This window comes from Mesorhizobium sp. A623 (assembly GCF_054489405.1).
On the sequence record NZ_JBTMXB010000063.1, the window covers coordinates 1 to 12,208 of the forward strand.

At 60.0% G+C, this 12,208-nt stretch carries 11 protein-coding genes and 4 pseudogenes; 5 read left to right on the top strand and 10 right to left on the bottom strand.

The genetic code is table 11. The annotated features are described in order from the left end of the window. Positions 1 to 603: arginase family protein (locus ACX3P1_RS26820; RefSeq protein ID WP_459082658.1), on the top strand; the 603-nt coding region annotated here is incomplete at its 5' end. Positions 604 to 693: 90 nt separating this feature from the next. On the opposite strand, the gene ACX3P1_RS26825 is transcribed toward ACX3P1_RS26820, so the two are convergent. From ACX3P1_RS26825 to ACX3P1_RS26835, 3 genes are read right to left on the bottom strand one after another with little or no spacing between them, the layout of a single operon-like run. Then, positions 694 to 1,650: an agmatinase gene (locus tag ACX3P1_RS26825; protein WP_459082662.1), complete on the bottom strand. Its 957-nt coding sequence runs from the start codon at positions 1,648 to 1,650 to the stop codon at positions 694 to 696. 45 nt (positions 1,651 to 1,695) lie between these two features. Continuing rightward, positions 1,696 to 2,469 carry a creatininase gene (locus tag ACX3P1_RS26830; RefSeq protein WP_459082664.1) on the bottom strand — a complete coding sequence of 258 codons (774 nt, stop codon included), beginning with the start codon at positions 2,467 to 2,469 and terminating at the stop codon, positions 1,696 to 1,698. Between the two features lie 35 nt (positions 2,470 to 2,504). Further along, positions 2,505 to 3,860, bottom strand: coding sequence for an amidohydrolase family protein (locus ACX3P1_RS26835; RefSeq protein ID WP_459082666.1), 1,356 nt, complete (start codon positions 3,858 to 3,860; stop codon positions 2,505 to 2,507). A 208-nt stretch (positions 3,861 to 4,068) separates the two neighbouring features. On the opposite strand from ACX3P1_RS26835, the gene ACX3P1_RS26840 reads away from it, so the two are divergent. From ACX3P1_RS26840 to ACX3P1_RS26850, 3 genes are all read left to right on the top strand, one after another. Next, positions 4,069 to 5,058, top strand: coding sequence for a quinone oxidoreductase family protein (locus ACX3P1_RS26840; protein WP_459082668.1), 990 nt, complete (start codon positions 4,069 to 4,071; stop codon positions 5,056 to 5,058). Between the two features lie 140 nt (positions 5,059 to 5,198). Continuing rightward, positions 5,199 to 6,704, top strand: a complete 1,506-nt coding sequence (gene hutH / locus ACX3P1_RS26845; protein ID WP_459082670.1) for a histidine ammonia-lyase — start codon at positions 5,199 to 5,201, stop codon at positions 6,702 to 6,704. Positions 6,705 to 7,000: 296 nt separating this feature from the next. Beyond that, positions 7,001 to 7,930 carry a LysR family transcriptional regulator gene (locus ACX3P1_RS26850; protein ID WP_459082672.1) on the top strand — a complete coding sequence of 310 codons (930 nt, stop codon included), beginning with the start codon at positions 7,001 to 7,003 and terminating at the stop codon, positions 7,928 to 7,930. A gap of 510 nt (positions 7,931 to 8,440) precedes the next feature. Here ACX3P1_RS26850 and ACX3P1_RS26855 read toward each other — a convergent pair. The 7 genes and pseudogenes from ACX3P1_RS26855 to ACX3P1_RS26885 all read right to left on the bottom strand — a co-directional run. After that, positions 8,441 to 8,659, bottom strand: a pseudogene (locus ACX3P1_RS26855) (DUF2848 family protein); the annotation flags it as partial. Further along, positions 8,656 to 9,015, bottom strand: coding sequence for a DUF2848 family protein (locus tag ACX3P1_RS26860; protein ID WP_459082674.1), 360 nt, complete (start codon positions 9,013 to 9,015; stop codon positions 8,656 to 8,658). The pseudogene ACX3P1_RS26855 and the gene ACX3P1_RS26860, both read right to left, overlap by 4 nt. 26 nt (positions 9,016 to 9,041) lie before the next feature. After that, positions 9,042 to 9,347, bottom strand: a complete 306-nt coding sequence (locus ACX3P1_RS26865; protein ID WP_459082676.1) for a hypothetical protein — start codon at positions 9,345 to 9,347, stop codon at positions 9,042 to 9,044. Next, the gene (locus ACX3P1_RS26870; RefSeq protein WP_459082678.1) at positions 9,344 to 9,874 is read right to left on the bottom strand and encodes a polysaccharide deacetylase family protein; all 531 of its coding nucleotides are present in this window, start codon (positions 9,872 to 9,874) and stop codon (positions 9,344 to 9,346) included. The genes ACX3P1_RS26865 and ACX3P1_RS26870 overlap by 4 nt, the downstream gene beginning before the upstream one ends. 82 nt (positions 9,875 to 9,956) lie before the next feature. Continuing rightward, positions 9,957 to 10,493, bottom strand: coding sequence for an ureidoglycolate lyase (locus ACX3P1_RS26875; protein WP_459082680.1), 537 nt, complete (start codon positions 10,491 to 10,493; stop codon positions 9,957 to 9,959). A 109-nt stretch (positions 10,494 to 10,602) separates the two neighbouring features. After that, positions 10,603 to 11,136, bottom strand: a pseudogene (locus ACX3P1_RS26880) (NAD-dependent epimerase/dehydratase family protein); the annotation flags it as partial. A gap of 159 nt (positions 11,137 to 11,295) precedes the next feature. Further along, a pseudogene (locus tag ACX3P1_RS26885) lies at positions 11,296 to 11,499 on the bottom strand (ABC transporter permease); the annotation flags it as partial. A gap of 76 nt (positions 11,500 to 11,575) precedes the next feature. Between ACX3P1_RS26885 and ACX3P1_RS26890 the strand changes: the two are divergent. Further along, a pseudogene (locus ACX3P1_RS26890) lies at positions 11,576 to 11,961 on the top strand (transposase); the annotation flags it as partial. Between the last annotated feature and the right edge of the window lie 247 nt (positions 11,962 to 12,208).

Below are 12,208 nucleotides of genomic sequence, written 5' to 3' on the forward strand. Positions count from 1 at the left end.
GCAGGTGCCCGGCCGCTGGTTGTCGGCGGCGATCATCTGATCACGCTGCCCATCCTGCGCGGCATCGCCAAGGAGCCGGCGGGCCTCATCCACTTCGACGCCCATTCCGATACCTATGATGAGTTCTTCGGTAACCGCTACAACCACGGCACCCCGTTTCGCCGCGCCGTCGAGGAGGGCCTGCTCGATCCGAAGCGCATGGTCCAGATCGGCATCCGAGGCGCGATCTCCGATGGGGAGAACTACGATTTCGCCCGCGAGGCCGGCATCCGCATCATCTTCATCGAGGAATTCATGGAGCGTGGCCTGGACGCGGTGATGGCCGAGGCACGCTCGATCGTCGGCACGGCTCCGACCTATGTCTCCTTCGACATCGACGCGCTCGATCCGTCTTTTGCGCCGGGTACCGGAACCCCCGAAATCGGCGGCATCACGACGCGCGAGGCCCAGACAATGGTCCGCGCGCTGGCCGGCGTCGACATCATCGGCGCCGATCTGGTCGAGGTCTCGCCGCCACTCGATCCTTCGGGCGTTACCGCGCTAACCGGTGCCACGCTTCTGTTCGAGCTTTTGTGCGTCATGGCGGGTGCGAATGTCGGCTAGATAAGCAGGCAAGGTCGAGCCTGGAAAAAATCCTTGCGGCTCGACCTTGCCTTGCCCCGTCGGGCAGCCTCCAATGCGACATTCCGGACGCTATTTCCGGTCGAACTGACCGCTGCGGACACATGCCCCGATCAGGTTCAGGATGATGTGCCCCGCCGTGATGCTGCTGATCTCGTTCAGGTCGCTGGCCGGCGTGATCTCGACGAAATCCATGCCGACGATATGCCCCTTTCTGGTCAGGCCTTTGACGAGGTCGATGGCCTGGCGATAGGTCACGCCGCCGGGCTGTGGCAAGGCAACCGCCGGCATCACCGAAGGGTCGAAGCCATCGGCATCGATGGTGATGTAGTAGCGCCCGCCATCAGGAATGAGCGCCAGCAAGGCCGCCGTTCCCATATCCTCCCATTCGGCATTCGTGACGATGGTAGCGCCGTAGGCACGGGCATCCTCGATCTCGATCGGGCGGGCACTGCCGGAGCCTCGGACGCCAAACTGGAAGATTTTGCCGATGTGAGCCATTTCGGAGGCACGCCGGATGGTGCTGGAATAGCCCTCGGTCACACCATTGACGTCCTGGCGCCAGTCGAGATGGGCATCAACATGGATCAGCGTGATCGGCCCCTGGTCATCGAGAGCGCGAAAGATCGGGATGGGAATGCCGTGGTCGCCGCCAAGCGAAATCGGCACCGCACCGGCGGCGATGACCTTGCGCACCACCGCTTCGGCTTTTGCATAGTGATCGGCAAGCCGATTGGCGTCGCCGGGGATGTCGCCGATATCCACCACCTTGATGTCCTTGCCGTCGAAGACCGGCCCCCCGATGTCGAAATCATGTCTGTCGAGGTTCTGGACAAGGCGCCTGGATGCCCGCCGGATCGCCGTCGGCGCATTTGTCTGGTCGTTGATCAATTCGTCGATGGCGTATGGGACACCGTACGGCATCCCGATGATGGCGACGTCAGCCTTGAGCGCGTCGAGGTCATCGGAAAACGGGAAGTTCATGAAAGTCTGGAATATTCCGCGCGGTGGAACCGTCAGTTTGGACATGGCTGCAATCTCCTGAATTTAATGTTGGGTCGGCGGTTCGACTTCCTAGAGGCCGAACCCTTCGCGCACGCCCTTGGCGACAAGTTCAACATGGTCATCCATCAGCCACTGGCCCTGTTCCGCCGAAGCGCGCTCGGCGCGCGCCAGGACGCCCGAAGGCGGAATGAACCCTGCCGACGCCGGATAGCGGTCATAGAGCGGAACCCTCGCCGGCCCATCGGAGGGAACCTTCGACATGTCGACTATATCGGGCCGGACCAGCAGCATGAGCGACGTCTCGAGCAGGGAGGCGTGCTCCAGTTCGGTTCCGGGAAAACCTTCGGGAAACAGGCGGTCGAGCGTTTCTCGGCGCACGAAGTCCCAGTATTCCAGACGCAAGACGGTCATGTCCTCGATGCCATCGCGCTTCAGTTCCCGAAGGGCGAGATCGATGCCTTCTATTGCTGCCCACACATTTTCGAAATGGCCGCAGCAGACAACCACGCGCCGGATGCCGTGAGCGCCAAGTCCGCGAATGACATCACGCACGACAAGGGTCAACGTGTTGGCATCTAGGCTGATCGTACCGGGGAACGTTTCGCCGCCGCCCGATCGCGGCTGCGACTTGTAGCCATAAGGAATCGCAGGTGCCACGATACCGCCAACGCTGCGCGCGACACGATCGCAAATCGCGCTCGGCAAGACGACGTCCACGCCTAGACCCATATGCGGACCATGTTGTTCCGTGGCCCCGATAGGCAAGAACGCGATCGCCTGCTGCTTCACCTTTTCGGCGAATTCGGGCCAACTCAACTCCGCCATCATCACGCTGTCGTTCACGTCGGTTTCTCCTTCCAGATAACGCTTCTAAATGCTCAGACCGCGAATGAGCGCCACGGCCGGCGCTTGAAGCGATCGACGCCGGACCGAACGGCCAGATCGTCGGCGGCCTCTTGTGCGCTGCGGCGAACCGCATGCTCATCTACCGTTCTCACGGCGCCGTCGCGCATGCAAAATACCCCGTCCACCATGACGTCCGTGACTTCATGCCCTAGGGCTGAGTAGACGATCGCCGAAACCGGATTATGGATTGGCGTCATGAAGGCGTTTTCGTAGTCGATGGCGACAAGGTCGGCGCGCTTGCCGACCTCGATCGAGCCGATCTCGTGTTCCAAGCCTACTGCCCGGGCGCCGTCGATGGTGGCCATCTCCAGCACTTTCTCAGCCGTCACGATGGTGGCGTCACGCGCCATTCCCTTCGGCACCAGAGCCGCAAACTTGAGTGCCTGGAACAGGCTGTGATTGTTGCTGCTGGCCGGACCGTCGGACGCGAGCCCGACGGTGATGCCCGCCATGAGCATCTCGGGAACCGGCGCCACGCCGGATGCGAGATACAGATTGCTGCACGGATTGTGCGAAACCTTGACATCGTGATGACGCAGCACGCGCAAATCATGGCCGTTGCATTGAACGCAGTGAACCGCCAGCACGTCCGGGCCGAGAAACCCGATCTCGCTCAACATTTCGGCGTCGGTGCAGGCATATTGCGCATAGGCCCGCTCGATCTCGAAACCCGTTTCGGCGACATGCGTGGTGATGAGCGCGCCTTCTTCCGTGGCGACCTGACGCACGCGTCGGAACCCTTCCGCCTCGACGGTCCAGATCATGCAGGGCGCGAGCCCCACCTTGACGCGCGCTTCGGGGTGGTTATGCCGGCGTATGAGGCTGCGTGCATGTTCGACCGCGACGCCCGAATCCTCGATCAGATGCGCGGGCACGCCGAATTCCTGCCCCGCACTCAGAAATCCCCGGCAGACGAAGCCGCGTATGCCCGTTTCCTCGAATGCCCGGATCACGTTCTCCGTCATGCCGGGGCGTGAATTGATGTACTGGAAGTCGATGAGCGTGGTCACGCCCGAACGCAGCGACTCGACGCAGCCATGCAGGGCAGCGACATAGCTGTCGTCACTGGTCAGCTCGCATGCCGCCGGCAGGGTCATGCAGGTGAACCATTTCTTCAACACCATGTCGTCGCCCAGGCCCTTGAGCAGCGTCTGGAACAGGTGCGTGTGCGTGTTGACCATACCCGGCATGACGATCCGCCCGCTGCAGTCGACGACTTCGGCGTTTGGATGCGCCCGGCAAAGCTGCTCCTTGACCCCGATCGCCGCGATGAACGCGCCTTCGACATAGACGCTGGCCGCCTCCAGAACGTCGCGACGTTCATTCATCGTAATCAGCCATGCATCTGCGAGAATGATACCCACTTCGTCCGTTTCGCCTCCGGTTAGGAAAGTGGACTGGAAGCCTAGCCGAAAGAATGCGCGTTTGAACAAGCAATAGCAAAACCAAGCTTTGGCAATTTCTGATGTACATGGGCCGCGCAAGCTGTGACCCTTCACCCGCCATGCGGAGGTTCCGCTTATGCGGGACGGGCGGATGCGAGCTGTTTGCGTGAATTTGCCGGGTGGGCTGGAAAACATCTCGATCGCCGAGATCGAGGAGCCTCGCGCCGGCCCAGGTCAGGTTCTGGTGCAGGTTGTCTACGCCGCCTGCAACTGGGGCGACATTCAAAAACGGCAAGGCACCTATCCCGATCCGATGACCTATCCGCTCTTTTTGGGTGCCGAAGCGTCAGGCCTTGTCGAGGCGGTGGGCAAGGGCGTTTCCGGTCTTGAGCCCGGCCAGCCGGTCGCGCTCATCAGCGGCATCGACATGCTGCGGGCATTTGCCGAAAAGCTTGTGGTGGCGGCCGAACTGGTGATTCCGCTTCCTGCGGCTTTCGATCTGCGTCAGGCCGCCGTCATTCCGATCGCCGCACTTACCGCTTTCCACCTGCTGCATACCGCACACAAGATTCGCCCCGGCGAAGCAGTTCTGGTTCATTCCGTTTCGGGCTCCGTCGGGCTGGCGTTGGCGCAGCTGGCCCGCGATGCGGGCGCGACAGTATACGGCACGGTCGGCACCGCCGACAAGATAGCCCAGGCCATGTCGTTCGGCGCTGAAATGGTGATCGCGCGCGATAGCGAGGATTTTGTCGAGCACGTTCTGCACAAGACCGGCGGCAAGGGTGTCGACCTCGTCATCGATTCGCTCGGCGCCGATATCCTGGAACGAAGTTTTGACGTATTGCGGCCCTTCGGCCGGCTGATAAACATCGGCGAAGCGGCGGGCGAGCCAGACTTTCCCATACGAAAAACCCTTTATAGACGTTCCACCTCGATGGCCGGGTTCGAACTGATGCATGCCGCTCCGGGCTCGCGCCAGTGGCGTCGCGGCGTCAGGCATGTCATGGCCGCCTTGGCGGAAGGGCGCTTCGACATGCCGATCGCGGCCGAGTTCGAATTGGACGACGCGGCACGGGCACAGGCGTTTCTGGAAAGTCGCCGCTCCACCGGCAAGGTTGTCCTGCGGATCGGTGTCGGCTAGAGCATGATCCCGAAAAGTGTGTGGCGGTTTTCGGAAAAAGATCATGCTCCAACAAGAAGTTAGGGCACAGTGACGGTTCAACAAAAAGTCATCGTGCTCTAGCCATCGCGCATGGATGACTCTAAAATTTGTGAGGATCGATGGACTTTGTGATTGAGCCTGGCGCTCTGAAGCTCGATGACTTGCGGGCCTTGCGCGGGCAAACCCAGGTTCTGCTCTCCGATCGCGGCTGGGGAAACATCCGTCGCGCCCATGCCTGCCTTGACGCGCTCGTCCGCGACGGCGCGATGATCTATGGCGTCAATACCGGATTTGGACCGCTTTCCGCCCAGCGCATCGACGACGAGGCGCTGGGCGAGTTGCAGCGGCGGCTGGTGCTGTCCAACGCGGCCGGCACCGGAACGCCCCTGGCGGAACCAGCGGTGCGGCGCGCCATCGTGCTCAAGTTGGCGACCATCGCGGCGGGCGCGTCCGGCGTCACCGAGGATCTCGCACGGGCGCTGCTGTTCCTGCTGAACGCCCAAATCACCCCTGTCGTGCCGTCGAAAGGTTCCGTAGGTGCCTCCGGCGATCTCGCACCACTGGCCCATATCGGCGCGGCACTGCTCGGCGAAGGTGATGTCTTTCATCGTGGCGTGCGCAAGACCGCGGCTTCCGCGCTCCAGCAAGAAGGCGCCCAGCCATTTTCCTTGGCGCCGAAGGAGGGCCTTGCCCTCGTCAACGGCACACAGGTCTCCACGGCCCTGGCCCTGGAAGGGCTTTTCCTGCTCGATCATCTGTTTTCGGCATCGCTTTCGATCGGCGCGCTTTCCGTTGAAGCCGGCAGCGGCGGCATGGGAGCCTTTGACGCCAGGATTCACAAACTACGCAACCAGAAAGGCCAGCAGGAGGTTGCGACACACCTTAGCGCGCTGTTGTCCGGCAGCGCGTTGCAGCACGACCGGCCTGTCCGGCGGGTCCAGGATCCCTATTGCCTGCGATGCCTGCCGCAGGTCATGGGCGCCGTGCTCGATCAGATGCGCAGCGCCGGCGCGGTTCTCGAAGCTGAAGCCAATGGCGTGTCCGACAATCCCCTGATCGACGTCGAAACCGGAGACATCCTGTACGGCGGCAATTTCCATGCACAGCCCATCGGCATGGCCGCCGATACGATGGCGATGTGCTTCGCTGAAATCGGGTCGATGTCCGAACGGCGCACGGCATTCCTGGTCGATGCGGCGATGAGCGGCCTGCCGCCCTTCCTGGTCGCGCAAGGCGGGATCAATTCCGGCTTCATGACCGCCCAGGTGACAGCGGCGGCGCTTGCCAGCGAGAACAAGTTCCTGGCCAATGCCATCAGTACCGACAGCATTCCGACGGCGGCCAATCTGGAAGACTATGTCAGCATGGCCACCCATGCCGCGCGACGGCTGGGCGACATGGCCGAAAACCTGCGCGCGATCCTGGCAATCGAACTGCTCGCAGCGGCGCAAGGGCTCGATCTTCGCCGCCCGGCACTGTCAAGCTCAGTCATGGAAGCGCTGCATCGGCATGTCCGGACCGAAATCCCTTTCTGGACGGTGGATCGCTTCATGGCCATGGACATAGAAAAGGCCGCTCTGCTGATCGATGGCGGGCTTCAAGGACCGCGCGCGCCGACCTTTTGAAGGGTGACCTAGATCGCCGTGTGTCCTTTCGGACGCACAAAGGACGATCTAACACTTTGATTGAGCATCGGAATGATCCGAAAACCGGATTCCACTTTTCGGTCCGATGCTCTGGAACCATCGACCGCCATGCAAGCCGGCACTGTCCGGTGCCATTGCCGTGTGACGGGAGGGTTTAGACCGCTCCGCCCCGAAGGCCTTGTGAGAGGTCGTCCGTCCTCGCTTGCTTGTGTCGCCAATTCAGATAATTTGAATGTAACAGCCTTTCATTTTCCTCTGAATTGAGGTGACGACGTATGGCGTTAGCACGAGTTCCCCAACTCGACCCCCACGACATCAAGCTTCTGCGTGTCTTTGCGAAGGTTGTGGAAAGCGGCGGCTTTTCTGAAGCGCAGGCTGAGCTCAATGTCAGTGCCGCCACGATCAGCACTTCCATGTCAACGCTTGAATCTCGGCTTGGAATGCGGCTTTGCGATCGCGGCCGGACCGGCTTTAAGCTCACCAGCAACGGACAACGCATATGGCACGCGGCAGAAAAGCTCGAAGAGGCAATCAACCTCTTTCGCACCGAGGTCGGTGAACTGCGCGGTAAACTTGTCGGCGATTTCGGCGTCGGCATCGCCGATTCGACCATAACGAACTCGGAACTGCGTCTGCACGAAGTCTTCTCGCTGTTCGTGTCTCGAGACAACGAACTCCACATCACGCTTCACGTCAACGATCCCGACACGATCGAGCGCAAACTTCTCGAAGGAAAGCTGCAAGTCGGAATTTCGGCGTTTTACCACCATGTACCGGGATTGATCTACGCGCCGCTGCTGCGCGAAAAGCATTCGCTTTACTGCGGACACAGTCACGGTCTTTTCGGCCTGACTTCCAAACAGACTTCGGCTGAATTCGTGCGCACTGCGGACTATGTGCGGCGCGGCTATCTGGGCAAGCGCCATGAAGGCGTCGTCAGCGAACTCAAGGCAACCGCCACCGCCTACGACATGGAAGCGACCCTAGTCATGATCCGCTCCGGTGCGTTCATCGGCCACCTGCCGGGTCACTATGCCCGCGACTGGGTCGAGCGTGGCGAGATATGTGAAATCCCCTGCGACCGCTATACTTTCCATTCGGAATTCGAAGTCGCTCATCGCGTCGGCACGACGGAATTGCGGGCCGTCCGCGCTTTCCTCGATGACCTGAACAAGGCGCATGAGAGCAAACCACAGGCCGCCTAAATGAAACGAGATCAGGAAAAGGCGTAGAACTTGGCCGGCCGCACTCCACTGATTTTCTCATTGGATGGTATCGACATAAATTTGCTGCGGCTTTTTTGCCTCACCGTGGATTGCAACGGCTTTTCGACGGCACAGGCGCGGGCCGGCATCAGCACCGCTCATTAGCAAGATGTCCGTGCTTGAATCCAGGTTGGGATTGACCTTGTGCCAGCGCGGGCGAGGGGCCAGAAGTGTTGATTTCCATTAGGAACTGACCCGGCAGTGGGTCAGTTCCTAATGGAAATCAACACCAGAAGGGCCGGGATGCGCGTTGGACGGTGAAGTTCTCGAAGGCCAAGGTGGTCGGGGATGGAAAGCCACAACAGCGCGACATCGCGGTTCGCGCCTTCGGCTACAAGAACCATTAAGCCGGGAGGCCGAGGCAGTAATGTCGACCAACCTCAAATCGCAACGGATTTTCTCTTTCGAGGACCCGAGCTGAGGTGCGATGGAAAAGTCGGTCATGCTGGCATCGACGGTCCCGATGCTAGGTATCGTCCCGGAAAATAGCATACCTGTTTGCTCATCGAACCGGCAGTCGCGCCGCGCTCTTTCAAGCAGTCGGACGGGTTCAAGGATGGAGTCGACGGAAGAGCTCTGCAGGATTTCGTCCCGGCACCGAAGTTCGAGGCACAGATGGTCCCAGTGGCTTAGCACCTCATCCAAGGGCCATGCGGTTGTAGCGATCATCTTCTGGCACAGGTTTTTGATTTTTCGGGTGAGAACTGCCTCTCGATGATTAGGTCAAACTGATCGTTACCAACCGTCACGAACCGTTTTCCCTTAAACCCGAACAAGGCGAACTCGACCTCGGGACGCGTATCAGGACCAACGATATTCACGGACCGCCCCTGAGTCAGCAGGCAGGGCATGACATTATAAAAGACGGGAAGGGATGGTGGGACGGGCACGCCCAACCCCTGCATTTCGGCGACATGCGCGTTGACATCCGCCTCCTGCCTGCCGGTATAGCCGCCCAGCAAAATACGCTCGATAGTGGGGCAGATATCTGCCTCTCCGGGTACATGGAAACGCAATGACGACAATTCGACACCAACCTTGCAAGATCGTCTCAGCGTTTCGGCAGAACTCGACCCATGGGGTTTTCGTACTGCGGAATGGTTTCGGTAATCGGCTGATGGCGGCCGCCATCGATCTCGCCGCGGATGAATTCGGCAATTTCTTCCATCGGTGCGAACCAGACGTCGCCTCGGGCCACTACCTTCTCCAGGAACTCAGCGAAGACATGCCAGCGAGCCAGCCGGCCGGTGACGAAGGGGTGAAGCACCGGCACCCAAAGCGCACCATATTCATAGGCAGCCTCGAATTCGCGCAGATACAGATCAAAGCCATTTCGGGCGCTGCGAACTGGCATCATGTAGTTGAGATCGAAAGACTGCACATATTGCGGCCAGTCATCAAGACCCCAGTGGCTGGCATTTCGATCAATTCCTTACCGTCGCGACGGCTCTTGATGACATAGGGAATATCCGCACCCATCAATGACGCGTCGTAGCGGAAACCTCGATCCAAGAGCAGATCCAGCGAGTAGTTGGAGAAATTGTAGAGCGGTGCGCGCCATCCGCGCGGCGCCTTGCCGGTCGTACGCTTGATCACCTCCATGCCGACATCGAGCCAATGAGCCTCGTCCGCCTCGGTCTGCTGTAGTGGGTTCTCGTGTATATAGCTGTGATGGTCGCCCTTGAGGATGGTCTCAACCGCCTGCGGATATTGCTCTATGCACCAAGCGGGAACAAAGAACGTCTGCCTGATGCCGATCCGGCGATAGGTTTCCACGATGCGGGGCACGCCGACCAGTGGGCCGTAGCGCAACATCGAAATCGCCGAGACTCGCCGGTTGCCGTCGCTGGGGTGTTTGACGTGTATAAGGCTGTCGGCGTCCATGTCGAAGGTCAGGGAGCAAGCGCATTTCGCGCCGTTCGGCCATTGGATGGGGTTGGGGATCATCGTAGTTTCCCCTCCTATTTCAATTCTGGGGCAGAGGAGCCCACGCGGCATCCAAAGCTAGGCAAGGCGCTCCGGCCAGTGGAGCTTCATCGTAATCCTGGGTGAATGCCACGCCCGGCCCCGCGCGATCGACGACGAGAAAATCGCCGGGATCGAGTGCGATCAGTGGATGATGCCAGGTGCCCCTGTGATAGTTCACCCCTTGCCGTCCATTCGTGACAAAAGCGTGCAGGCCGCTTGCTTGGGGCTGCGTGCCCGGCCGGGCGACGAGAGCGATGAAACGCACGATACCAAGCGGCATGAATGCCTGGCTGGAGAGAGGATGCCTCTCCATGAGCCTGATGGCGTCGGGCAAGGACGGCTGCTTCATGCGGAAGATACTAAACAAGGTTCGTCCGCCTTCGGCCTGGCAGTCAGCGATGCCGAGTTCATGAATGCGCAGGGCGGTGTCGTCATTCGTGGAAAAGACGGTTGTGCCGGTGTCGTCAATGACGTCGCCGAAAGGCAGGAATGCCTCTCGCGTCAGCGGCACCACAGGAATGAGATAATCACTCACCGTCGTGATGCTCCCACAGGCAGGGCGAATCGAGCGTCAATCACTTCGAGACCACTGGGCTGCATGTTTTTCCTTCCGAAGCCTACACCGTGTGCCAATCAGTATTCGTTCATGCGAAGCCATTCCACGTAACGGGCAAGGCCATCTTCCAGTGAGTATTTTGGCGCGTAATTGTGTTCACGAACCGCCGCAGACTGATCCCATGGTCCCTGTCGGTCGAGAAGACAATAGCCGGGGCCGATCGAAACATCGGCATTGGGCAGAGTCGGCGCAAAAGGTCGACCGCTTCCGAAAGCTTCCAGCAGCGGTCGCCGAAGATGTTGAAAACGGTGCCTTTCGGACCATCGATGGTGGCGGCCAGGATGGCGGCGCGCGCGACATCCTCCGCGTGGATGAAATGAAACAGATGATCGGCACCGGACGCCATCGAGAAAGCCTCACCACGCAGCACTGTCTTGATGATGTCGCGCAGGATTTCGGGCATGCGGTTTCCTGGGCCGTAGACCTCCGTAAAGCGCAACGCCATCACTTGCAGTCCATAGAGCTCGTTATAGACGCGGCCGAAATGCTCTATCGCAATTTTGGTCACGCCGTAGGGCGTGGTGGGCACAGTTGCTGAACGTTCATCTATCGGCTCAGGGTGGTTGCCATATGCCCCCTTGTATCGGCCATCGCTGCTTCAACCATGGTGCCGTCACCGGCTGGCCTCGTGAGCCCCCGTCACCAGCCTTCCTCTTCCGCATCCAAGTTCCCAGGTTGCGACACAACCACTCCCTTGAACGTTGCAATCTTAAGGTATTCGCTACGATCCTTTCGCATCGGCTGCCGGACGCAGCCGCGCACCGGCGCGACGGCGTTGCGCGAAACCCGCGATGCCGATGGACACGATCAGCGTAAAGCCATTGAACAGCGGCTCGACGAAAAAAACTCCACCAAGCTGCTGGATTCCGGATACGCCGACGCCAAGAATGAGCACGCCAATGATCGTGCCCCAGACTGTTCCCCGTCAGCACCTCTGTCCCAGAATTGAGGTTGTGAATTAAGGAGGGTTTTGGTCTCGTCGTCACGACGAAGGAACCAAGATGAGCCCTAAATCCTCAAATACTAAAAAGCCTGTCGAGCAGGTGGTAAAGGACATTCGCCGGGCGACCCGGCGGCATTATTCAGCGGAAGACAAGATCCGGATCGTGCTGGACGGGCTGCGCGGCGAAGACAGCATCGCCGAGCTGTGCCGCAAGGAAGGGATCGCGCAGAGCTTGTATTACACCTGGTCCAAGGAGTTCATGGAGGCCGGCAGGCGCCGATTGGCGGGTGACACCGCTCGTGCTGCCACCAGCGACGAGGTCAAGGATTTGCGCCGGGAGGCCAGCGCGTTGAAGGCATGCGTCGCTGATCTGACACTGGAAAACCGTCTGCTCAAAAAAAGCATGCTCGCGGATGGGGACGAGCAAGAATGAGATACCCGGCTATCCCTGCGGACGATGAAACCTACGTCTTCAGGTATGTAGACACGGCCACGAGCCGCGCCGGTATAGGGGCGGTCAACGGCAAGATCGTGGGTCAGCGGATAGGCATCGCCGGACTGGGCGGAACCGGCGCCTACATTCTAGAGCGGTTTTTCCTTAATCGGAGTCGCGGGTTTGCATTGACCGGCTTGTTCTGATTCCCTGATAGCAGTGATTTGGGGACGGAGCATTGGAATGGCGCGATCCTAC

Excerpts from the sequence above, each read along its gene's own strand:
- ACX3P1_RS26840 (WP_459082668.1), top strand. The coding sequence starts at position 4,069 with ATGCGAGCTGTTTGCGTGAATTTGCCGGGTGGGCTGGAAAACATCTCG.
- ACX3P1_RS26870 (WP_459082678.1), bottom strand. The coding sequence starts at position 9,874 with ATGGACGCCGACAGCCTTATACACGTCAAACACCCCAGCGACGGCAAC.
- hutH (WP_459082670.1), top strand. The coding sequence starts at position 5,199 with ATGGACTTTGTGATTGAGCCTGGCGCTCTGAAGCTCGATGACTTGCGG.
- ACX3P1_RS26835 (WP_459082666.1), bottom strand. The coding sequence starts at position 3,860 with ATGAATGAACGTCGCGACGTTCTGGAGGCGGCCAGCGTCTATGTCGAA.
- ACX3P1_RS26850 (WP_459082672.1), top strand. The coding sequence starts at position 7,001 with ATGGCGTTAGCACGAGTTCCCCAACTCGACCCCCACGACATCAAGCTT.
- ACX3P1_RS26825 (WP_459082662.1), bottom strand. The coding sequence starts at position 1,650 with ATGTCCAAACTGACGGTTCCACCGCGCGGAATATTCCAGACTTTCATG.
- ACX3P1_RS26865 (WP_459082676.1), bottom strand. The coding sequence starts at position 9,347 with ATGATGCCAGTTCGCAGCGCCCGAAATGGCTTTGATCTGTATCTGCGC.